The sequence below is a fragment of the Mycobacterium sp. E2479 genome (assembly GCF_001667925.1).
Taxonomy (GTDB): domain Bacteria; phylum Actinomycetota; class Actinomycetes; order Mycobacteriales; family Mycobacteriaceae; genus Mycobacterium.
Genome location: NZ_LZJR01000087.1, coordinates 1 through 22,280, shown reverse-complemented (window position 1 = coordinate 22,280; position 22,280 = coordinate 1). Strand labels below are relative to the sequence as shown.

General features: G+C 64.5%; 15 protein-coding genes. 6 read left to right on the top strand and 9 right to left on the bottom strand.

Features of this window, described 5'->3' with window-relative positions:
* Nucleotides 1–8: 8 nt before the first annotated feature.
* The gene (locus A5686_RS13265) at nucleotides 9–752 is read right to left on the bottom strand and encodes a DUF881 domain-containing protein (RefSeq protein WP_067934782.1); all 744 of its coding nucleotides are present in this window, start codon (nucleotides 750–752) and stop codon (nucleotides 9–11) included.
* A gap of 130 nt (nucleotides 753–882) precedes the next feature.
* Between A5686_RS13265 and crgA the strand changes: the two genes are divergently transcribed.
* Entirely contained in the window at nucleotides 883–1,164 is a 282-nt protein-coding gene (gene crgA, locus A5686_RS13260) for a cell division protein CrgA (RefSeq protein WP_067934780.1), read from the top strand.
* Between the two features lie 155 nt (nucleotides 1,165–1,319).
* On the top strand, nucleotides 1,320–1,745 hold the full coding sequence (locus tag A5686_RS13255; RefSeq protein WP_067934779.1) for a PH domain-containing protein: 426 nt from the start codon (nucleotides 1,320–1,322) through the stop codon (nucleotides 1,743–1,745).
* Nucleotides 1,746–1,770: 25 nt separating this feature from the next.
* Here the strand turns inward: A5686_RS13255 and A5686_RS13250 are convergent, their stop codons facing one another.
* Nucleotides 1,771–2,319 carry a peptidylprolyl isomerase gene (locus A5686_RS13250; protein WP_067934777.1) on the bottom strand — a complete coding sequence of 183 codons (549 nt, stop codon included), beginning with the start codon at nucleotides 2,317–2,319 and terminating at the stop codon, nucleotides 1,771–1,773.
* Nucleotides 2,320–2,486: 167 nt separating this feature from the next.
* On the opposite strand from A5686_RS13250, the gene cwsA reads away from it, so the two are divergent.
* On the top strand, nucleotides 2,487–2,921 hold the full coding sequence (gene cwsA / locus A5686_RS13245) for a cell wall synthesis protein CwsA (protein ID WP_067934775.1): 435 nt from the start codon (nucleotides 2,487–2,489) through the stop codon (nucleotides 2,919–2,921).
* Nucleotides 2,922–2,923: 2 nt separating this feature from the next.
* Here cwsA and A5686_RS13240 read toward each other — a convergent pair whose 3' ends face one another.
* Nucleotides 2,924–4,138: a cytochrome P450 gene (locus A5686_RS13240; RefSeq protein WP_067934773.1), complete on the bottom strand. Its 1,215-nt coding sequence runs from the start codon at nucleotides 4,136–4,138 to the stop codon at nucleotides 2,924–2,926.
* A gap of 195 nt (nucleotides 4,139–4,333) precedes the next feature.
* Here A5686_RS13240 and A5686_RS13235 point away from each other — a divergent pair, with 195 nt between their 5' ends.
* Nucleotides 4,334–4,888, top strand: a complete 555-nt coding sequence (locus A5686_RS13235; RefSeq protein ID WP_067934771.1) for a TetR/AcrR family transcriptional regulator — start codon at nucleotides 4,334–4,336, stop codon at nucleotides 4,886–4,888.
* Nucleotides 4,889–4,912: 24 nt separating this feature from the next.
* Here A5686_RS13235 and A5686_RS13230 read toward each other — a convergent pair whose 3' ends face one another.
* Nucleotides 4,913–8,086 carry an adenylate/guanylate cyclase domain-containing protein gene (locus A5686_RS13230; protein WP_067934769.1) on the bottom strand — a complete coding sequence of 1,058 codons (3,174 nt, stop codon included), beginning with the start codon at nucleotides 8,084–8,086 and terminating at the stop codon, nucleotides 4,913–4,915.
* Nucleotides 8,087–8,214: 128 nt separating this feature from the next.
* Nucleotides 8,215–9,039 (bottom strand): phthiotriol/phenolphthiotriol dimycocerosates methyltransferase, encoded by an 825-nt coding sequence (locus A5686_RS13225; RefSeq protein ID WP_369829707.1) that lies wholly within the window; start codon nucleotides 9,037–9,039, stop codon nucleotides 8,215–8,217.
* Nucleotides 9,040–9,100: 61 nt separating this feature from the next.
* On the opposite strand from A5686_RS13225, the gene A5686_RS13220 reads away from it, so the two are divergent.
* Nucleotides 9,101–10,828 carry an AMP-binding protein gene (locus tag A5686_RS13220; protein ID WP_067934854.1) on the top strand — a complete coding sequence of 576 codons (1,728 nt, stop codon included), beginning with the start codon at nucleotides 9,101–9,103 and terminating at the stop codon, nucleotides 10,826–10,828.
* Between the two features lie 307 nt (nucleotides 10,829–11,135).
* A complete protein-coding gene (locus A5686_RS13210; protein ID WP_067934764.1) occupies nucleotides 11,136–12,098 on the top strand; it encodes a rhamnan synthesis F family protein in 963 nt (320 codons plus the stop codon).
* A 7-nt stretch (nucleotides 12,099–12,105) separates the two neighbouring features.
* Here the strand turns inward: A5686_RS13210 and A5686_RS13205 are convergent, their stop codons facing one another.
* The 4 genes from A5686_RS13205 to pks2 form a co-directional block, all read right to left on the bottom strand.
* A complete protein-coding gene (locus A5686_RS13205) occupies nucleotides 12,106–12,843 on the bottom strand; it encodes a GAP family protein (protein ID WP_067934762.1) in 738 nt (245 codons plus the stop codon).
* Nucleotides 12,843–14,099 carry a glycosyltransferase gene (locus tag A5686_RS13200; protein ID WP_067934760.1) on the bottom strand — a complete coding sequence of 419 codons (1,257 nt, stop codon included), beginning with the start codon at nucleotides 14,097–14,099 and terminating at the stop codon, nucleotides 12,843–12,845. Before A5686_RS13200 ends, A5686_RS13205 begins: the two co-directional genes overlap by 1 nt.
* 43 nt (nucleotides 14,100–14,142) lie before the next feature.
* Nucleotides 14,143–15,429 carry an acyltransferase gene (locus tag A5686_RS13195; protein WP_231986374.1) on the bottom strand — a complete coding sequence of 429 codons (1,287 nt, stop codon included), beginning with the start codon at nucleotides 15,427–15,429 and terminating at the stop codon, nucleotides 14,143–14,145.
* 163 nt (nucleotides 15,430–15,592) lie between these two features.
* The gene (gene pks2, locus A5686_RS13190; protein WP_067934756.1) at nucleotides 15,593–21,991 is read right to left on the bottom strand and encodes a type I polyketide synthase; all 6,399 of its coding nucleotides are present in this window, start codon (nucleotides 21,989–21,991) and stop codon (nucleotides 15,593–15,595) included.
* Between the last annotated feature and the right edge of the window lie 289 nt (nucleotides 21,992–22,280).

Sequence of the window (22,280 nt, the reverse complement as noted above, 5' to 3'; positions counted from 1 at the left end):
GGTATGCGTCAGTAGCCGATCGGGCCGCCGGGCTGGGCGGAATGCAGCCGATCCGGCTCGAAATGGCCCACCACCTCTACATCGGACTTGACTTCTTCTTGGTAGCCGAGGCCGAAGCGGACGACGTATTGCTTGTAGAGGACCACGAGGGGAGCGGCCGCGAGGGCGGCTTGCATGGCCGTTGCGTTGCCGATCGCGGTGATCGCATACGGCGGGCTGTAGGTCCGCCCGTTGAGCAGCAAGGTGTTACCGACGCAGCGCGGCACCGACGTCGCGATGAGCCGCTGATCTTGCATCTGGATCGCCTCGGCCCCGGCGCTCCACAACGCGTTGAGTACTGCCTCGATGTCTTGCTGATGGACCACCAGGTCGTCGGGGGACGCATCACGGGGGAAACGGCCATTGGCGTCGCGCTGCGCATCCGCAAGGGTGACCACCAAGCCCGGTCCGTGGACCGGGTTCATCCCCGCCTCGCCGGCGAGCTCGGTGGAGCGCCGCAGCATGGCCGCGAGCGCGGCATCCGACGACCGCCCGTGCGCGGCGTCGATCTTGCCCGCCAGCGCCTCACGCTGAGCATTCAGCCGGTTGACCGAAGACTGGGTCTCGCGGACCAGGTCCACCAGCCGCGGGGCATCACTGCGGCGGATTTCAGCGCCGCCGGAGACTCCGTGGGTGGCGGCGAGCAGCAGTCCGGCCAGCAGACACACGACCGGGACGCCAAAGCGCCACGGCGACCGGCGCGTCTGGATCATCGCCTCTCCATTTCCTGGTCACCGCCCTAGGTGAGTTAGTCTCGTAGCCAAGCTATGGGGTGCAGTTGCGGTGTTTATCGTTGCACCCCGTCCTGCTCACCGTGTCGTTGAGGTAATCCGCGAGGTAATCATGCCCAAGTCCAAGGTCCGCAAGAAGAACGACTTCGCCGTCGGCGCGGTCAGCCGCACCCCGGTGAAAGTCAAGGTCGGACCATCGAGCGTGTGGTTCGTCGCCCTGTTCATCGGTCTCATGCTGATCGGCCTGGTCTGGCTGATGGTGTTCCAGTTGGCCGCGGTCGGGAGTCAGGCGCCGACCGCGCTGAACTGGATGGCGCAGTTGGGCCCGTGGAACTATGCCATCGCGTTCGCTTTCATGATCACCGGGTTGTTGCTCACGATGCGCTGGCACTGATCAGGACGGTCGGCGTGATGAATTCATTTTTGGTCTGATTCGTTACTGCGTCAGCAACTTTCCGGTCACCCAATCACACGCGTGTGATTTATCCCCACTGTTGATAGCTGATGTGGATAACTGCATAGGCCGTGGTGGGAGGGGTTAACGAGAGCATGCAGCAAACACAATGGGAGCCGCACACGGCGGGAATCGCTGGTTGCGGAGCCGCAGGTGTTTTGATGGCTATCGCCGGTGTGACCGTGGTCACAGACCCGCCCGGGCGCATTTTCGCGGGTGTTGCCGCGGCAGGTCTGATCTTGTTTGCCGGCGTGTCGTGGCACGCGCGTCCCAAGCTGGCAATCACACCCGACGGCCTGCTCCTTCGCGGGTGGTTGAGAACGCAGTTATTGCAGCATTCCGACATCAAGATCATCCGCATCATCGAGTTCCGCCGCTACGGACGCAAGGTGCGGTTGCTCGAGGTCGAGAAGGCCGACGGCAACCTGGTGCTGTTCTCCCGCTGGGACCTTGGGACAGATCCCGTGGAGGTGCTCGACGTCCTCACGGCAGCGGGCTACGCGGGCCCCCGGCAAGGCTGATCGACCCCCCGGCCTACGTCCTGGCTCAGGAAATGGTGATCGACTCGATGACCACCGGCTCGGTGGGGCGGTCGTTACCATCGGTGCCCGTCGTCGAGATCGCGTCGACGACCTTCTGCGACTCGGGGTCGGTCACTTCACCGAAGATCGTGTGGCGCCGGTTCAGGTGCGGGGTTTGGCCCACCGTGATGAAGAACTGAGAGCCGTTGGTGCCCGGGCCCGCGTTCGCCATCGCCAGCAGGTAGGGCTTGTCGAATTGCAGTTCGGGGTGGAACTCGTCGGCGAACTTGTACCCGGGGCCGCCGCGGCCGGTTCCCGTCGGGTCGCCGCCCTGGATCATGAAGCCCCGGATAACCCGGTGAAAGACCGCGCCGTCGTAGAAGGGGCCCGAGGAACCTCCCGATGCATTCTGCGTCGAGTACTCCTTGGTCCCCTGCGCCAGGCCGACGAAGTTGGCGACGGTCTTGGGCGCGTGGTTTCCGAAGAGGGCGACCTTGATGTCGCCGCGGTTGGTGTGGAGCGTGGCGGTAGCAGTCTGAAAGGGGCTGTTGGTCACGGCATGAGAGTCTGCCACTACGGGTGGGAGTCGCCGCACGCGGTGTCACCCAAGGCGAACCGCCGCGGACACCGCGGCGCGCCCATACGACACGCACGTCCCTATGCTGGGGAGTCTGTTCGGATACCGGAGTTTCCTGAGCCGGCTTCAGGGCGGGCTCTATGAGCGGGACAGAAAGGCGACCGATGAGGGCGAAGATGGATTCCCGGCTGACCCCGCGGCAGCGACTGACCCGCGGCCTGACCTATTCGGCGCAGGGACCGCTGGACGTCACCCGGGGAGTTGCCGGCCTGAGTGTTCAGTCCGCGCAGTCGACCGCCTCGCAGCTGCGTCGGCGATACCAAGAGGGGCGGCTGGCCCGTGACCTCGCCGCGGCCCAAGAAACGTTGGCCCAGGAGCTGGCCGCCGCGCAGGAAGTGGTCACCAGTCTGCCCCAAGCGCTGCAGGATGCGCGACGCGCGCAGCGTCGCGGCAAGCGCCCGTTGATCTTTGCGGGGGTAGCCGTCGCCGTCCTTGTCGGGGGCGCGGCCGCGTTCAGCATCGTCCGGCGCTCGGTGCGGGCCAAGCCTCAGGACCCGCAGTCACGGCCGCCCAGCGTCGACGTGCAGCCGCGTCCCTGAGGTCACCGCACGACCAGCCGCAACCGTTCGCGGCGCCGGACCAGAATGCTCGGCAGCCATTGTCCGATGTCCGCGGCGTCGATCCAGGTAGTGCGCTCGAGCAGCATGCGTAACACGATGGTGGCTTCCAACCGGGCCAATGCGGCGCCGACGCAGAAATGCACGCCCTTGCCGAAGCTCACGTGGCTCTTGGCGGCGGTGCGGTCGAGCCGAAATTCGTTTGGAGTTTCGAAGTGCACCGGGTCGCGGTTGGCGGCTCCCCACATCAGCAGCAGGTGGGAGTTGGCCGGCACCTCCACCCCGCCTAGCGTGGTATCGCGCCACACGTGACGGTAATGACCGCGAAACGGCGGCTCGAAGCGCAACGTCTCTTCGATGAAAGTGCTTAGTAATTCCGGGTTCTCGCGAAGCCGCTGTTGGATCACGGGGCGATCGGTGAGGATCCATGCCGCGCTGCCCAGCAGCGATGCGGTCGATTCGCCGGCCGCGCTGAAGAGCGTGAGCATGATGCCCAGCGCCGGCACCTGCTCGAGCTCACCCGATGCGTAACGTGCCGCCAGGTCGCCTATGAGCCCGGAATTTGGCTTGCCGCTGGCCTTTTCGAAATGCTCCAACACATAGGCGGACAGCTCCATCGCGGCTAGTCCGGCCTGCTCGATCTGCTCGGGAGTGACGATTCCGTCGAGGAGTGTGGTGGTCGAGTAGCTGAGCCGAATGAGTTCGTCGACATCGCCGTCGGGAAGACCCAGCAGCTTGCAGACCACCATCATCGGCAGCCGATTGGCGATGCTGCCCATCCATTCGATCTGGCCGTCGCGCAGGTTCTGGTCCCAAAGATGGTCGGCGGTTCGGGCCGCGAATTCCTCGATGATCCGCACTCGTCTGGCCGACAAATGCGGCAGCAGTATCTTGCGGTGTTGCGCGTGCGCGGGGTCGTCGGCGGTGGCCAGCGCGTGCATCGGGGCTCCGGGCGGCCCCATGTCGAGCGGCGTGACCGCGCCGTCCTGGTGAAGGACCATCGTCGCCGTGAGGTTCGACGAGAAGTCCTCGACCCGCTCCACGGCCTCCTGCACCGAATCCCAGCCACACACGGCGTAGAAGACGGAGTCGCCGATCCGGTGCACGGGTGCCTCGGCGCGCATCCGGTCATACAGCGGGTAGGGATCCTGTATCGCCTCGCTGTCGAAGAACCGGGTCGCACTGTCCAAGACCGCCATGTGCTTCAGGCTCGGTGTAGCTCACCGCTGGGTCAATGGAACGGGGGAAAGTTGAGGACCGGTCGTGATCCGGCGTGATCGCAGGTGACCACGTGAACCCTGCACGAGCAGGCCGTTCTCGTGAGAGAAGATGCCAGAATTTCTCATGCTGCGAGAAGCGTTTCCGTGCTCCGCAATATGGGGGAGCATGGGTGGATGCCACGTGACGACTGGCTGGTTGGCCGCGACCGCCGTAGTGAAGCCACCGAACGGATCTATGCCGCGGCCGCAGACATCATCGCTCGCCAGGGCTATGAGGGGTTCACGATCGAAGCCTTGGCGGCCCGGGTTCACTGCTCACCCGCGACGATCTATCGGCATGCCGGCGGTAAATCGACTATCCGCGATGCGGTCATCGGGATTCAAGCGGCTCGCATTGTTGACACCACGAGGGAAGCCATCAAGGATCTCGTCGGCCCGGAGCGCGTGGTGACCGCCACCATCATGGCGCTTCAACGCCTGCGCTCCGATCCACTGGCCCAACTCATGCGGTCGATCCATGCCGCTCCGGTCAGCGACTGGGTCATCAGTTCGCCGACCGTGACGGACCTGGCCGCCGAGATGCTGGGGCCCGGCAACGATGATCCGCTGGCCGCGCAGTGGCTGATCCGGGTCTTCCTGGCGCTGTGGGGGTGGCCGCTGAAAGACCCTGCCGCCGAACGCGCCCTGGTGGAGCGCTTTCTCGGCTCGTCTTACACGAGGCCAGGTTAGACCCGCACGGTCGAGCCGCGGCTCCTACGGCATCTCCTTGGCCCATGCGATATGTCCTTCGAAGCCAAGCGTTCTCGCCAGGTCACGGTAACGATCCCTGAAGTGCGTGTAAGCCTCGGCATCATCATGAGCTCGCGCCAGTAACGCCCGCATCCGCTGCAGCCATGTCTCACGCATCGCCAGGTGGTCATCGGCTGGCTCGGACGCCAACCGTTCGATCGCTGCCTCGGCTTCGGTGACGTCGCTCTCGGTCCCGCGTTCGAGCAGTGTCTCGACCAAGACGCCCGTCGTCAAAACTCCCCACGAAAGCGCTTGTCCCCCAAGCATGAGATGGTCGACCGCGGCGCGCATCAGCGGTATCGCCCGGTCACGATCGCCGCGGCGCGCCTGCTCACGGGCCACGTACACGTCGAGCATCGGTAGATCGCACAAGAAGTGCCCCCCGCGCCGGAACACTTCGCGGACCTCAGCCAGCAACTGTCGTCCGCGATCACGCTCGTCGTCCGTGTGGCGATGCACCAGCGCAAGCCCGAGGGTCAGCCAGGCGACCCCCAATTGGAGGTTGTCGCCGGATGGTTGGGCGATCACCAGCGCATCCTCGATCTCTCCCACCGCGGCCTCGTCGGGCACAAGCGCGCCGGCCGGTATACCCGTGGTGTACACGTAGCTGACAACCGTGACGTAGGACAGGGAGTCGGCGCCGTGCGCCATGACCACGCCGCGCTGCAGGTCGTCTCGCCATCCGGGCCGACCCAGGGCCCATCGGGCGGTGCCACGCTGGGCGAATGCGAGCGCCAGGGGAGACCCGAAGAGGAAGTTGCCCTTTGTGGGGTCACCGTCAGCCAGGTCGATGACCCTCTGCGACAGGCGATGCATCTCGGCCCACTCGCCGGTCCCGATCTTGGCGCGGATCGCGGTGAAGGACAGCCCTACCGTCAAAGTCGGGTCGCCGATGGATTCGATGAGGGCGATGGCCTCGGAAGCCAGCCGCGACGCCTCACGCACCCTGTCCTGGAACGTGTGATCCACGACCAGCCCCGCCATTGCGATCGCCAGCGACGGCTTGTCTCCTGCGGCGTTGCACAACTGACGCAACTCGTCGAAACGGTCCGCGACGTCGCTCACATGCAACCGCCAGGCGATCCCGCACAACATGGTGCGAGGAGCAATGCACATGGCTACCAGGTCTGGGTCATCGGCGCTCAACGCGTCGGCTATCCGGGTTGCGTTTTCCCAACTCAGCCGCGCCGCAGCGATGTCGCGGTACGTCGCCCATGTTGCCGCCCGCATGTGCCAGCCATAGGCACCCCGCAAATCACCCGCGGCTTCGAGATGTTCGGCGATCAACGCCGCGTTCTGGTCGGCGGATTCCGGCTCACCCGCCTCGATGGCATCGGCCAGCCGCCGGTGCATCTTTGCACGATCGGACCGCAGTTGGGATTCGTAGGCCACGCTGCGGATCAGCGAGTGGCGGAAGGCGAACTCGGCGCTGGGCGTAAAACGAACCTGGTCGATCAGCGCGGCCGCGACGAGCGTGTCGAGGACAGGTGTATTGCCCACCGCCGCGAGTAACTCGGGTGTGAACCGCGAGCCGATCACCGCCGCGGCGTTCAGCGTCTGCTTGGCATCAGGTTCCAGGCGGTCGATGCGCGCGGCGATGGTGGCCTGCAGCGTCGCAGGCACTGAGACCTCGGCCAGATCCGTGCCACAGGTGAAGCCGCCGCGGTCACCCTCGAGCACACCGCGCTCGGCGAGCTCGCGCACCATCTCCTGCGCGAAGAACGGGTTCCCGCCTGCCCGTTCGGCAACGAGCGTTTTGATCCCGGCGACCGACGAATCGGGGCCCAACAATTCGTCGAGTAGCACCGCGGTTTCCGATTCGCTCAGGGGGGAGAGCGAAATCGTCTGCGCTCCGGGCACACTCGCGAGTAGGCCGGTGTATTCGGGGCGGTAGGTGATCACCACCATCGAAGGCGTCCGGGGGATGACGGCAAGGAAGTCGGCCACCAGCGACTCGCTGACCTCATCGATCCAGTGCGCGTCCTCGATCACGTAGAGGACCGGTTCGGTGCGGGCCAGCGACATCGAGTTGATCAGTGCGGTCAACCGCCGTCGCCGCGCGTCGGGGTGGATCGTCGGAGGGGGTGTGTCGGGGTCTCGAATGCCCATCAGGTCATAGAGCAGCAGCACATCCTCATCGGGCACGTCGGGGATCCTGGCGCGCACCTGTGCCCGGGCCGCCTCGTCGTCGAGTTCGGTTATTCCCAGTCCTGCACGCAGCAGCGCCGCCGCCGCGACAAAGGGGACATCGTTGGTGTGTGACTCGCAAAAGGCTGAAACCACCTCGACGCCTTTACGTTTCGCCAACATGACGGCCTCATCGGCGAGTCGCGTTTTGCCGATGCCCGCCGGACCGACAACACAGACCACACATCCGCGTCCGCTTTTCGATCGATCCAGGAGGCCGGCGATCGTTGTCACCTCCAGCTCTCGTCCGACCAGTGCGCCTTGCAAGGACCGGCTTCGTTGCGGCCCGCCGGTCAGGCTGAGTAGACGACGGGCCAGGACCGGAACGGCGCTGCCCTTGACGTGCACCTGCTCGGCATCGGCCAACACGGCGGCCTGCGCGACGAGCCGGGCGGTGGATTCGCTGAGCATCACTCCACCGGGCGGCGCCACGGATTCCATCCGTTGCGCCATCCCGACCTGCTCGCCGATGGCGGTGTAACCGAACGCTTTCGAACCGATTTCGCCCGCGATCACCTGACCGGAGTTCAGCCCCACGCGCAGTTGAAGCTCCACACCGTCACGCTCGCGGACGTCGACGGCAAGCCGCTTGATCTCCTCCTGAAGGCCCAGGGCCGCTAGACAGGCGCGAAGGGCATGATCCTCCATCGCCACCGGCGCGCCGAACACCGCCATGATCCCGTCGCCGGTGAACTTGTCCACCGTCCCCCCGTAACGGTGGACCACCTTGGTGCAGCGGTGCACCAGATCGCCCATGATTTCGCGCAACCGCTCGGCGCCGACGGCCGCGGCGATGTCCATGGAACGCACGACGTCGGCGAACAGCACCGACACTTGCTTGTACTCCGCATGTGCGGCGGGTTCGCCGACCGGCGCGCCGCACCCGTGGCAGAACCGCGCGTCCTCGAGGAGTTCGGTGCCGCATGCTTGGCACGCCGCTACGGCCGTCATCCGACCCTCCGCCAATCCTTGCCCCCGGCGTTTGCTGACTCCTCAAAGGATAGGCCGTCGGGCACTGCAGGAGGGAGTGTTAACCGCTCACCCGGATGCTCGCGGCACAAATTCTGGTGGCGTGCGTCTCAATCCTTGGCAAAGCAAAACAGCCGATAGGAGGCCTCGCCGTTGCCGAGCCGGCGGTAGATCAACGAGCCTGGCCCACCCGCGTAGTCGTTGGCTATGCCGCGCAACGACGCGATATTCGGTAGCCGGCGAGTGATTTGGTCGACGAACCGATTTTTCTCCAGCCCACGCATGACCTCCGCGTTGATGACGCGTTCCGATAACAGCCGCATTGGGATGTTAGCCAGGTCGGCCTCCCAGGCGGGGATTTCGTCGGCGTAGCGGATATCGGCGTACAGGAACCGGCCGCCCGGGCGGAGCACGCGTTCCACCTCGGCGAAGAACCTGGGAACGTTCTGGTAGTTGATCGCGGCTTCGACATTGACCACGGCGTCGAATGATCGATCGGCGAACGGCAGGCTTTCTGCGTTGCCCTGCACGAATTTCAGGCCCGGCAACGTGTGCCTTTTGCGGCAGAACTCGATGCCGACCGTGTTCAGATCCAGGCCCGTGTACGAAGCCGGGCGCAGAGTCCGCACCAAATACGAAGCGCCGCCGCCGTGGCCGCAGCTCACCTCCAGCACGTCCTTGCCTGCGAGGTCCGCCTGCGTGGCCGTGCGGTGGTAGAGCTGGATGGGGTACCGATCGGCCTCATCGCCCGGCGTCAGCGGCAAGGACATCGGCGGGTCCTCTTCGTAGCCGTAATTCAGGAACAATACGTCGTCCCGCATGAGCAGCCAGCTAAGTAATCGGTAACCGTATTTGAAGCGCAAATTCAGAACTCTCAGCGTGACTGGGTTGCGATTCAACCGGTCGATGATGCTTTCGATCGGCGTACGTTGCAGCGGCCCACCGTCTTTGCTGCAAAACCGGCGTGGTGATAACGGCCGAGGTAACCTGACGCCCATGCTCAAGTCTCCCATTCCGGCCCTGCTGCGCGAACGCGCCAGTCTGCAGCCGAATCGGACGGCGTTCACGTTTATGAATTACGAACTGGACCGAATCGGCGTTGAGGAAAGTCTGACATGGTCGCAGCTGCATCGACGAGTGCTGAACCTGGCACACGAGCTACGGCTTCATGGGTCGACCGGTGACCGTGCCCTGATATTGGCACCTCAGGGACTCGACTACGTCACCGCGTTTCTCGGCGCAATACAGGCCGGCTTCATCGCGGTTCCGTTAGGTGCCGCCAGCGACGAACGTGTCAGCTCGGTGCTGCGCGACGCATCTCCCTCTGCCGTCCTCACGACATCCTCGATCGCGGGCGATTGTGCCGGCTATCTCGGGTCCACGCCGGGCGAAGCCGCTCCATCGCTTATCGAAGTCGACCTGTTGGATCTCGACTCGAAAAAGGTGCCCGCTGCGAGTGTCGAGAGTTCAACGGACACGGTGTATTTGCAGTACACCTCGGGATCGACCCGAACCCCCGCCGGGGTCATGATCTCGCACAAGAACATCCTGGCCAATTTCGAGCACATGAATGCCGGTTTCTTCGGCGACCACGGCGGAGTTGCCCCACCGGACAGCACGATGGTGTCCTGGCTGCCGCTCTACCACGACATGGGTTTGCAGTTAGGGATCATCTTTTCGGTTCTTTCGGGATTTCGCAGTGTGCTCACGAGTCCGGTTTCCTTTCTGCAGCGCCCAGCCCGATGGATGCAATTGCTGGCACACAACGGTCGCGCACATTCGGCAGCACCTAACTTTGCCTTCGAATTGGCGGCACGAAAGACCTCGGATGACGATCTCGTGGGGCTCGATTTTAAAGACGTGTCTTGCATCTTCAACGGTGGGGAGCGGGTACAGCCCGCGACACTGCAGCGTTTCGCCGAGCGGTTCGCCCGGTTTAACCTTCAGCCCAAGGTGTTACGGCCGTCGTATGGATTGGCGGAAGCGACGTTGTACGTCTCGACCCGCGAGGCGGGTCAACCACCGCAGATCGCTCATTTCGATTCCGGAGAGCTCACCGCTGGCCAGGCGAAGCGTCACGCGGACAAAGGGGGCACAGCGCTCGTCAGTTACGGTGCGCCGCGCTCACCGATGGTGCGCATCGTCGATCCCGAAACCCGTGTTGAATGTCCCGCGGGAACGACCGGTGAGATCTGGGTGCACGGGGGCAACGTCGCTAGCGGATATTGGCAGAAGGCGAGCGAGACCGAGCACACGTTCGGCGCAACACTTGTCGCGCCGTCCCCCGGCACGCCTGAAGCGCCTTGGTTGAGGACCGGGGACTTGGGATTCATGTCCGAAGGGGAGCTGTTCATCATCGGCCGTATCAAGGATCTTTTGATCGTGTATGGGCGCAACCACTCTCCAGACGACCTCGAGGGAACGATCCAGAGCGTCGCGCCGGGGCGGTGCGCGGCGATCGCGGTGCCGGACAAGGGAACCGAAAAGCTCGTAGCCATCATCGAGCTCAAAAACCGGGTCAGCTGCGCGGACGGAACCGACGATGGATTCGACGCCGTCAAACGTAAGGTCACCTCTGCGATTTCCGACGCCCACGGGGTGAGCGTCGCGGATCTGGTTGTAGTAGCGCCGGGTTCGATTCCCATCACCACCAGCGGCAAGGTCAGAAGAGCGGCCTGCGTCGAGCGGTATCGCCAGAATCAGTTCGCCCGCTTGGACGCCTAGTGGCAGGGCCACGGGTGATCGCAAAGTTCACCTACAGGTGCCGGTACTCGTCGCGGGAGAACGGGCCAAGATTCCCGAGCGAACTTGCCGGATGGCATTTACCGCCTGGTCGGCGTTACCTGTCAATCGCCGATGAGAAATATCGTGTCGAGATCGTCTGTCCGAGTTTGCTTTTCAACACTGCCCTTGCTCCCGATCGCGGGGTCGATGGCCTGGATGGCATCGGCTCATCCGCGGACACCATCTCGAAGGGGTGCGCGCCGGTCGCAGTGCCCACTTCGCATGCACCGGACGACATCGGGGTGCCGTGAACCTGTCGAACATGCTGCGAACGGAGACCGAACGCACCTTGGCCATCATTGGATACCGGCTGCGCCGCGACGCTTTGCAATTCCTTTGCGAAAGCCACCTAGAGCTTCCACCGCAACCTCCTTCCGGGCGGCGCACCCTCGTTCTGTTCGCACATTTCGACGTCCAAGGCATCGTCGATCCTTACGTCACCTATTACCTGCAGGGGCTGTACCGACTCGGTGCGACGATTGTCTTCGTCTCCGCCTCGCCCATACTCTCGGCGGAATCGGCCGCTCCCATCCGCCCCTACTGTGCGGGCATTTACACCCGCCGCACGCTCGCTTTCGACTTCGGCTCGTGGCACCTCGCGTGGTGCATCCTCAGGCAGCGCGGCTGGTCACTCGATCAGTTCGACCGCTTCGTCATCGCCAACGACAGCGTCTTCGGTCCGCTCTTTCCTCTGGAAGAGATGTGGAGCTCCTTTCATGGCGCTGATATGTACGGCGCCATCGAAAACACTCAGATGTTTTCCCACCTCCAGTCCTTTTTTCTCGCCTGGGACCTCAATTCGCGCACCCGCCCTTTCCTCAACGACCTATGGGACGAATTCCGATACACCGCCCACAAAAACACCCTGATCTGGCGTTACGAGGTCGGCCTATCCCGGCGGGCGCGCAAAGCAGGGCTCAGCGTCCAACCGTTCGTCTCGGCCGCCGCCATCAGAACCGCCGGCGGTCTCTCGTCGCATCCGTGGGACAACAACCGCTCCGGGCGAAACAACGGCACCCTCTACTTTTGGGAGGGCCTCATCAGGGACTTCCGATTTCCTTTCCTCAAGGTGGCCGTGGTGCGCGACAAACGCCGACACGAGTCCATGACGCACCTGCGCGACGTCATCGAGCAGCACACCCCCTATCCCTACCAATTGATCCAATCGAACGTCGAAAGGCTCAGCCGCAGAGGCTATGCCCTGCCCTAGGCCGGGCTCAGATGTTGCCTAGGCCAGCCGTCAGCAGTAGAACCCCTGCCACTGCGGGGACGGCGATGAGAATCCGCCGACGGTGAGCTAGCGCAAGCCTTTGCAGCTGCAACACCGCCGCCTGGGTTCTTGCCGGCATGACCAGATAGCAGACGAGCGGGAGTTCAACGAGGGCGAGCACCACGACCGTGAACAGCACGACCGCGCCGAACTGCGTGCCGATCGCGGCTCCCGATGAGGCGATGACGATGAGGACGAACAGATAGTCGATGGGCGGAATTGTCGACACCAAACCAATCCCGAACGCGAGCCACGGGTTGCCGCCTTGCAACGCCCGGCCGGCGCGCGCCCTTATCCGTGCGAGTCCGGTTGACGCGAGTGGTTGGCAATCCGGGCCGGACGGGAAGCCGGCGTACGTCGGCACTTCGACATCCGGCCGTGCCCGAAACCTCGCCGACAGCAGTGCCGCTATCAGCAGCGCGAGGACGCCGACCGCGATTTGGAAATACCCGCCCGTGAATCGGGAGACCGCGGACCTGATGCCTTCCAGCGGTACGGCATCGCGCATCACCAGCATCAGGCCCAAGACCACGATTCCCGGGGCGGTGCCGGCCGCCAGGCCGCCCAGCCAGTATGCGACCAGGTTGTGCTTAGGCCGTACGCGCGACATCAACGCCGCAACGACGACCAGGCGCGTCGGGTCGGTTGCGATCCATAGCGCCAGTGCCAGCACCGTCGCCCACATCAGGCAGCCCGCTTCCGGTGAATGGCGCCTTCGATGAGATCGGCCGCCGCGCTGACGCTTTCGGCGGGATCGGTCATTCGGGCGGCGATTTCGCCGGCACGGGCGACGTAACGCGGTGCGCGAATACGGCGTAGGTGTGCGATTAGTGAGTTTCGGGTGATGGTTGACAAACGTTGAGCATGACCGACTTTCATCCGGGTAACCTGCGCCGCCCATATCGGCTGATCGGCTACGTCCCAAAGGATCAACATCGGGATTCCGGCGCGCAGGGCCGCGGCCGTGGTGCCCGCACCACCGTGATGGACGGCTGCGCGACATCGCGGAAGGATGGCGGCATAGTTCACGGGGCCGACCAGTTTCACGTCGTCGCAATGTCGGATGCAGGTGGAAATGCCCGCGTCGCAATAGATCAGGGCACGTTCGCCTAGCTCCGCACATGCCGCGATGATCATGGAGATCGTGTCGGCGGGGGAGTGGACGTGTGTGCTGCCGAAGCCGAAGTAGATGGGCGGCGTTTTGGTGCCGATCCAGCTCGCGGCCTCGTCGTCGGAATCCGTCGGCAACTGCAGTGTCAGTGCGCCGACGAAGGGCCGCCGGCCGTTCCATTCGGCTGCCAGGTTGGGAAAGCAAGCCTCGTCGTAGGCCTGAATTTCAAGCGATCCACGTTCCGCCATTCGCTTCGCGGCGGGAGCTGAGGTCCGTCGTAGGCCGAGTTCACGTCGTTGCGCGTCGTCGGCGTCCTTGGTGATGCGCCAATACATCCACCATGCCGCCCTCAATGTGGAGCGCACCAGCGGTGTCGGCGACGGTATCAAAGGCAGTGCGAGCTGGCCATTGACGCAGATCGGCATGTGGTGGATCGCCACCAGCGGAATGTCGTAGTACTCAGCGACGTTGGCGACGACGCCGTGGTACGTCTGGCCGGTCACGAGCAGGTCGGCCCCGTCCGCCAGGGAAGCCAACGTCCGGCTCATCTGGGCCCAACCGGCAACGAAAAGGGCTCTGCCTGAGTGGACGAAGTTGATGGGGTTCTGCGGCTTGAAGGCGTGGTGCACGAAGTCAGCGACCGCGCTCACCTGCTCCTGCGAATCCGGCCCGTAAGCGACCGCGTTCAGGCCGACCGACTCCACGAAGCGAACCAGGTTGGGCGGAGCCGCGATGCGCACTTCATGCCCTCTGTGCAGTAGCTCCAAACCGACTGCGGCGCAGGGTTCGACGTCACCGCGAGTCCCATGGGCGGCCAACACGATTTTCATCGGCGGGCCCCGACCTTTCGTCGGTATTTCGCGCCGATATTCATCAGGACACCTGAACCGCTGCGCCGGTGTAACGCCCGTCAGCGACACGCTTCAACACGGACTTCATCGCACTCACGTAACGGATCACGGAGTCCTTGGCGATTGCGTTTTTCGGCAGGTTCACCCACATCGACACCTCGTCGAAAAGGCGGATCACCGAGAAGTAGAGGTGTGCAGGGTCTCTGGGGTCGCAGTAGATGCTTACATTCGCGTCTTTCATGTGAGAGGTGACGGTGGCCGAGAAGGGAGGAAGGCCCGCATCCATGTAGTTGACCATCGTGCAGTTCGGACCCCATGCCCGAAGCCAGGGAGCCAACTTCAAGATTTCGTTGAACGACACGTCGGCGAGGCCCATATTCGAATCGAAGGAAGTCTGCGCGGCTCGGGCGGTCTCTTCGAATGACGATGGGTTCACCGGCACAGTGAAGGGAACCACGCCGGTGAACCAGCCCATCGTCGAAAATTCCGCAAGCGACCTGCGCTTGTCGGTCGGCGCAAGGCCATAATATGTTGTCGCGCCCGTCAACTCATGTTGCGCGAGGGCTATACAGGCAAACAGGCCGCCGCTGACCCGTGCGCCCGCCGCGATGCACCGGGATTCGAATTCGGCCGTCTGTCCCTGATCCATCAGCCGATCGACCAGCACGTCGCCGCCCGCGGCCTGCGACAGATCGCCAAGCGGCAATGGGAAGTCCGGCAGTGTTCCGCCGTTGTTCTCAGCGAATTCGATCCATTTGCGAACCTCGACGGAATCCAAGGTCAAAGATGCGACGTGCTGCTGTTCGCGCACGCAGAAGTCGTCATGACTGGCCGGCGGCGGGGCCTGACCCAGCGCACGGCCAGCCACTAAAAGGCGATAGTTCATCACGATTTCGGTGTATAAGCCCGCGATAATCGTCGGGTCGCAGTGGAGGTGATCGACGATCGCAAAGATAGTGAAGTGGTCGTTGCGCTGAATAATGCCGAACCTGAAGCAATCCCACTGTAACGGGTCCGGAGTGGACAGCACATACTGGTGCCACTCGGGCGGCGTCATACTGTCCTGCCGGGTCAGGACGAACTCGATGTCGGCGGGGTCGACGATGGTATGCCGAACAATGCTATCCGCATCGTCATACTCGAACCAGCTGTGATATGTCTTGTGCCGACGAAGGTGTGAGTTGATGACGTAACTCATGGCTCGCACATCACATCGGCCGGGTTCGTCCCCGGAGCCGATCACCAGCCGCGCATAGTCGAGACCGCGGGCCGCGTAGCGGGAGAAGCCGCGAAGATGCGCGTCTTGCATCGCGCTGAGCGGTACAGCACTTATGGGAGCTTGTCGAGCTTTCGCCAGCGAGGCGGGCGATGGCTGCCAAGACACAATTGTGCCCGCCTCGGGCGCCCAGTCATAAACCGTTCCCACGAACAGCCCGCGCGACGGCCCTGCACCTATTAACACCATCCCTCCCTCAGTCCACTTGCGGCTCGGCCGACGATTCGCGGTCCTGGTCTACCGCCATAACGCCGAGACCACTTGCCGGAGCCAGCCTTTCGCATAGCAGTCCGGCCAGTCCCCGAATGGTGGTGATGTCGTTGGTGGTGACGCGTATCCCTGTCTCGGCCTCGATGCGGGTCCGCAGCTCGAGGTTGCCCATCGAGTCGAGTCCATATTCGGAGAGCGGATGATCAGGATCGATGGTACGGCGCAGAATCAGGCTGACCGCATCGGAGATCATCCGACGCAGGCGAATGGGCCACTCCTGCGAGGGCAGCGCGTACAACTCGTTCAACAATTCGCCCGCGTCCCAGGCGCTTTCGTCGTTGGAACGGAACAGTTCAGCGAACCGGCCACGTTGCGCATACGCCGCGAACCACGGCGTCCCCGTCAAGGTTGCATATCCGGAGTACGGGCGGTCGTGGCGCAGCAGAGCCTGGAATGCGTAGGCACCCTGGTCCGCAGTGAAAGCGGTGTCACGCCAGTGCGCGATCGCGGTGCCTTCGCCATCGCGGCCGGGCGTAGTTTCTTCGCCGACCTCGGCTCGGACTTCGGCGGCGCGGCCCACCTCGGACCACAACGCCCATCCGATCGCCGTGGCGGGTAAGCCCTGAGTTCGCCGCCAGCGCGCGAAAGCGTCCAGCCAGCCGTTGGCGGCGGCGTACGCCCCCTGCCCCGGCGAGCCCAGCAGACCCACGGCTGAGGAGAACAAACAGAACCAATCCAGGGGAATAGCGGCCGTGGCCCGGTGTAAATTCCACGCGCCGTGAACCTTTGGAGCCCAATTGCGGTCAATGAGCTCGTCGGTCATGTTGGCCAGCATCGCGTTTTCGAAGACCGCGGCGGCGTGCAGCACCCCGCGTAACTGAAGCCCGGTGGCGGTCGCGGCGCTCACCAATCGCGGGGCCGTGTCCACTTCGGTGATGTCGCCGCATTCCACCGCGATGTCGGTGCCCATCGCCCGAATGAGCTCGATCGTTTCCAGCGCCTTGGGGCTGGGCTCAGAACGCGAGCTGAGCACGATGCGGCCACAACCGCCTTCGGCCATTTTCTCGGCGAGAAAAAGTCCTATGCCACCCAGGCCTCCGGTGACGATGTAGGAGCCATCATGCCGGAAGGGCCTGGCCTGCTCGGGCGGTACCACGACGCTGGTGTGTCCGAACTGGGGCACGTCGAGTACCACCTTGCCCGCCCGCTCTGCCGCGTCCATCGCGCGCACGACGATGGCGGCATCGCCGAGCGGATAGTGAGTGATCTCCGGCAACGGCAGCGCACCGTCTGCGACGAGCCGATACACCGTGCTCAGCAGGTCGCCGACTCGCTGTGGATGACTCTGCGACATCAGCGCCAGGTCGACGTAGTGGAACGTGAGATTGCGATGGAACGGAAAGAGGCCAAGCCGGCTATTGGCGTACACGTCGTGCTTACCGATCTCGACGAATCGTCCACCGATGGACAGCACTTCGAGTCCGGCGCGCTGTGCCGCGCCGGATAGCGAGTTGAGCACAATGTCGACTCCGCGTCCGTCGGTTTTGCGGCGGATCTGCTCGGCGAAGTCGGTGCTTCGCGAGTCGTAGATGTGCTTGACACCCAACTCGCACAACAGTTTGCGGCGCTCCGCGCTGCCTGCGGTGGCGAAGATTTCGGCTCCTGCGGCGCGCGCGATCCCGATCGCCGCCCGCCCCACGCTGCCAGTGGCGGAGTGAATCAACACGCGGTCGCCGGAGGCGATCCTGGCCTGATCGTGCAGGCCGTACCACGCGATGGCATGCGGGGTACTCACCGCTGCCGCCTGGTCCTCCGTCAGCTCATCCGGCAACGTCACGGCCAGGCGCGCGTCACATGTGACGAAAGTGGCCCAGCAACCATTTGTGGAGAAACCGCCGACGCGGTCTCCCACACGATGAGATGTCACGCCGGGTCCGACCGCGGTGACCACGCCGGCGAAATCCATGCCGAGCCGGGGTGCATCGCCGTCGATGCGGGGATACCGGCCGCAGGCCAACAGGACATCCGCGAAGTTGATGCCGGATGTGCTGATCCTGACTTCGATCTCGCCGGGACCCGGCGCAATACGTTGATCTGCAGCCAGTTCCATTGTTTCCAGGTCGCCGGGCGTGCGGACCCGCACGCGCAGGCCATCGTGCTGGTGGTTCACTACGGCGGTTCGCCGCTCCTCTATGCGTAGGGGAGCGGGACTCAGCCGTGCCGTGTACCATCGGCCACTCCGCCAGGCTGTCTCGTCCTCGGCCGAGTTCCCCAGCAGTTGCCGGGCCAGTTGCTCCGCCTCGCTATTCTCGTCCATGTCGATCTGTGTGGCGCGCAAGTGCGGATATTCGGTGCCGATAGCTCGCACCAGGCCACGCAGCCCGGCCTGCTCGAGGTTCACCACGTCGCCCGCCAACACGGTCTGGGCGTTCCGTGTCACGACGTAGAGCCGGGGCGATTCTTCGTCAATGTCCGTGATCTTCTGCGCAATTCGCACCAGGTGACGCGCATAACCGCCGCCGAGGACGCCCCACTCGTCCGCCGGGCTGCCGTGCTGGGGGCCGGTGAGTATGACGGTTGCGCTGAGCTCGCCGGTGAGATGCGAGCCGAGCGCTTCGGCGTTGGCCCGGTGGTCGGCATGCTGCGGCCATGTCATGGTCGTGCACCTGGCGCCCTCGACCTTCAACGCGTCGGTCAACCTTGTCGTCATGACCTCGGCGGTGGCGGAGGTACTGATCAGCAACCATGTTCCCGGGTCGATGCGATCCACATCCGGCAGCGTTCGGCGCTTCCACTCGACGGTCAGCAACCGCTCGTTCAGCACGCGATCGCGGTTCACGCTGTCCGAGGTGCCGGTCCCCAGTTGCAATCCGCGCACGGCCAGCAGGACCGTCCCGTCCTCGTCGACCACATCGAGGTCCGCCTCCAGCCCCGCCAAATCGGCCCGTGTCACCGTCGTGTAGCAGTAACGCGCGGTGCGCGCAGAACCGTAGGCACAGATTCGGCGTACGCCCAGCGGCAGAAGCAGGCCGGCGTTGCCCGCGACCCGGGCACCGGGATGGGCCGCGACCGCCTGAAAACAGGCATCCAGCAAGGCGGGATGCACCGCGTAGGCGCTGTGTTGCGAGCGGATGGGCAAGGGTAGGTTCACCTCGCCCAGCAGCGTGTCGATCGTCTCGTTCGAGTGGTGCACGGCGGCCAATCCGGCGAATGCCGTTCCATACTGCAAACCGTGCCCGTCGAACTGCGTCCGCAGCTCGGTCCCGTCGAGCCGGCATGAGTGGGAGTTGATCAGGGCGGGCATGTCGTAAGCCGGGGGCTGGTGCTCCGCCACCCCCGCGTGCAGGGTCGCGGTCGCTCGCACCATCTGTGTGCCGTCCTGGGAGGTCTCCACCGCGAAATCGAGCGCGCCCGTCGGGGTCGCCGACGCAACCACCGACACCGGTGTCTCGTCGTCCAGCAGCAGCATCGCTTCGAAGCGGATGTCGCGAACTTCGGACCTCTCGCCAAATACCTTGCGGGCCGCGGACAATGCCATCTCACAGTAGGCGGCACCCGGAAGGGCTGCCACATTATGTATCCGGTGGTCGCCGAGCCAGGGCTGCGCCGCGATGCCGACCTCACCCTGCCAAACGTGGCGCTCCGGTTCCTCGTGCAGCCGGACATGCGCCCCCATCAATGGGTGCACCGGGACCGTGTATGCGCCGTGTGCCCGCAGCTCCTGACTCTTGCGGGTGAGCAGCAGCGGGCGGTGGCTCCAGGCCGGCAGCGGTGCATCCACCAGACGGCCACCCGGATGAATCACCGAGAAGTCAATTGCCGCACCGCAACTGAACAGCTCCGCCAGGAAGGTACGCAGTCCGTGCGGCAGCGCCTCCTCTCGGCGCATGGCGGCTAGTGCGGCGACCGGCATGCCGACGCTGCCGGCAGTCTGCTCGACGGCGTGGATGAGTAGGGGGCGCGGTGCCAACTCCGCGAAGACCCGGAAGCCGTCCTCGAGCGCGGCCTGTACCGCCGCGGCGAAACGCACCATGTGGCGCAAATTGTCCGACCAGTACCAGCCATCGCAGACGGGCTGCTCACGCGGGTCGAACGCGGTCGCGGAGTAGAAGGGCAACTCCGGTGTCCTGGGCTCGATCTCCGCAAGCACGCCGACCAGTTCGTCGAGGATCGGCTCGACCTGTGGGGAGTGCGAAGCGACATCGACTGCGATCTCGCGCGCCACCAGGTCCCGTTCCTCCCAGCCGGCGACCAACTCGCGCACCGTCCGTGCCGCGCCGCCGATCACCGACGAGTGGGGCGAGGCCACCACCGCCAGCACGACATCGTCGACGCCTCGCGCCATCAGTTCCAAAAGCACTTGCTCGGCGGGCAGTTCGACCGATGCCATTGCCCCGGAGCCGGCGATCGTGGACATCAGCCGCGATCGTCGGCAGATCACGCGGACACCGTCTTCCAGCGTAAGCGCTCCGGCCACGACCGCGGCCGCGGCTTCGCCCATCGAGTGGCCGATCACGGCCCCCGGCACAACACCGTATTCCCTCATCGTGGCCGCCAGGGCGACCTGCATCGTGAACAATGCGGGCTGAATCCGATCGATCTGACTCACCGTCTCGGGGGCCGAGATCGCCTCGCTGACAGAGAATCCGGACTCTTTGGCGATCAGCGGCTCTACCGCGGCCACGGTCGCTGCGAACACCGGTTCTGTCGCGAGCAGCTCGACACCCATCGCGGCCCACTGCGAGCCCTGTCCGGAGAACAGCCATACCGGGCCGCGATCGCCCTGTCCGGCAGCGGGCTGATAGGGAAAGTCGCCCGCGGCGATCTCGCCCAGACCCCGGGTCAGCTCCTCGATGTTGCGTGCGATGACCGCCGTGCGCACCGGCCGGTGCGCACGCCGGCGAGCGAGTGTGTAGGCCAAATCTGTTGGCGCAAGGTTTGACCCGTGTGTATCGGCCCAATCAGCAAGTCGCCGCGCGGTTTGCCGCAGTCCGCCGTCAGAGGTGGCAGACAGCACGAAAAGGAGCGGCGCGTCGGCGGCGGAAGGGCTCGATGCGCGGTCCGGCGCGGGCGTCTCGGGAGCTTGCTCGACGATCGCGTGCACGTTGGTCCCCGAAAACCCGTACGACGACACCGCCGCGCGCCGGGGTCCAAGGTGACCGTTGCTGGGCCACCGTGAATTTGCTCGTGGCACAAAAAGTTTGGTCTCGATTTGCGCCATCTCGTCAGGCAGACGGGTGAAATGTAGATTACGTGGAATCACACCGTGCTGCACCGCGAGGACGGCCTTCATCAGTCCCAGCGCGCCCGCAGCCGACTGGGTGTGGCCGAAGTTGGTTTTCGCCGATGCCAGCGCGCAAGGGCCGTCGAGCCCGTAAACCTCTGCGAGGCTTGCGTATTCGATCGGATCACCCACCGGGGTACCGGGGCCGTGCGCCTCGACCATGCCGACGGTGCGGGCGTCGACACCGGCCACGGCCAGCGCCGACCGATAGGCCTCGACCTGCGCCGTCTTCGATGGCGTCACGATATTCACGGTGTGACCGTCCTGGTTGGCGGCCGTACCCCGGACCACCGCCAAAATCCGGTCGCCCGCGCGGACCGCGTCGGGTAACCGCTTGAGCATCAGGACGACGCATCCTTCGCCCACGACGAAACCGTCGGCGGCGACGTCGAACGCGTGACAGCGCCCGGTCGGCGAGAGCATTCCGATGGCAGAACCTGAGCAGGATTTGCGCGGCTCGAACGACACGGATGCGCCGCCCGCCAGGACGATGTCGCTTTCGCCGTCATGCAAACTGCGACAGCCCATGTGGACCGCAGACAAGCCGGACGAGCAGGCGGTATCCACCGTCATCGCCGGACCGCGCAGTCCCAGGGTGTAGGCGATCCGCCCGGAGCCCATGGCGAAGCTGTTGCCCAGGTATCCGTATGGCCCCTCCAACGCGTTGGCGTCGGCGTGCACGAATTGGTAGTCGTCATGCATCAACCCCATGAACACGCCGGTGCGCGAGTTGGCCAGCGTGCGCGGGGTGAGCCCGCCGTGCTCGATGGCCTCCCACGAGGTTTCCAGCAGCAAGCGATGCTGCGGGTCCATCGCGGTCGCCTCTTGCTCGGTGATGCCGAAGAACCCGGCATCAAAGCCCGCGACGTCCTCGAGGAACGCACCCCACTTACACACTGACCGGCCCGGCACGCCGGCCTGCGGGTCGTAATATTCGTCGGCGTCCCACCGGTCCGGTGGAATTTCGGTGACCAGGTCGTCGCCGCGCAGCAACGCCTCCCACAACTGGTCCGGTGAGGCGATTCCGCCGGGCAGTCGGCAGGCCATCCCGATGACCGCGATTGGAGTAAGAGGTGAATTGACTATCTGGACCGTGGACATGGCCGATCCCGAGTCCCCAACCCATTGCGGATTAGCCCGAACAAAGCCGTTTCCTCCTCATAGCAAGGTGGAGTTGCGCTGTGGGATCCCTTATCGCGGGGTAGCAACCTCTCGGATGTCGGGGATGTTAGCGGATCGCCGGCGGTCCCAGGGGGTATCTGGAAACCCTGGTTGTGTGCGACACAGGAGTTAACGGGAAGTTTGTGGAGCCTAGGGTGTCTGAGTTCACGACATAGGTGACAGATGAGTCGGGTCATGGGTTACAGATTCCCCGGCCATCGGCCGGGGT

Bases quoted from the DNA above. Each gene is read 5' to 3' on its own strand.
- A5686_RS13265 (WP_067934782.1), bottom strand. From the start codon at position 752: ATGATCCAGACGCGCCGGTCGCCGTGGCGCTTTGGCGTCCCGGTCGTG.
- crgA (WP_067934780.1), top strand. From the start codon at position 883: ATGCCCAAGTCCAAGGTCCGCAAGAAGAACGACTTCGCCGTCGGCGCG.
- A5686_RS13255 (WP_067934779.1), top strand. From the start codon at position 1,320: ATGCAGCAAACACAATGGGAGCCGCACACGGCGGGAATCGCTGGTTGC.
- cwsA (WP_067934775.1), top strand. From the start codon at position 2,487: ATGAGGGCGAAGATGGATTCCCGGCTGACCCCGCGGCAGCGACTGACC.
- A5686_RS13240 (WP_067934773.1), bottom strand. From the start codon at position 4,138: ATGGCGGTCTTGGACAGTGCGACCCGGTTCTTCGACAGCGAGGCGATA.
- A5686_RS13235 (WP_067934771.1), top strand. From the start codon at position 4,334: ATGCCACGTGACGACTGGCTGGTTGGCCGCGACCGCCGTAGTGAAGCC.
- A5686_RS13230 (WP_067934769.1), bottom strand. From the start codon at position 8,086: ATGACGGCCGTAGCGGCGTGCCAAGCATGCGGCACCGAACTCCTCGAG.
- A5686_RS13220 (WP_067934854.1), top strand. From the start codon at position 9,101: ATGCTCAAGTCTCCCATTCCGGCCCTGCTGCGCGAACGCGCCAGTCTG.
- A5686_RS13205 (WP_067934762.1), bottom strand. From the start codon at position 12,843: ATGTGGGCGACGGTGCTGGCACTGGCGCTATGGATCGCAACCGACCCG.
- A5686_RS13200 (WP_067934760.1), bottom strand. From the start codon at position 14,099: ATGAAAATCGTGTTGGCCGCCCATGGGACTCGCGGTGACGTCGAACCC.
- A5686_RS13195 (WP_231986374.1), bottom strand. From the start codon at position 15,429: ATGCAAGACGCGCATCTTCGCGGCTTCTCCCGCTACGCGGCCCGCGGT.
- pks2 (WP_067934756.1), bottom strand. From the start codon at position 21,991: ATGTCCACGGTCCAGATAGTCAATTCACCTCTTACTCCAATCGCGGTC.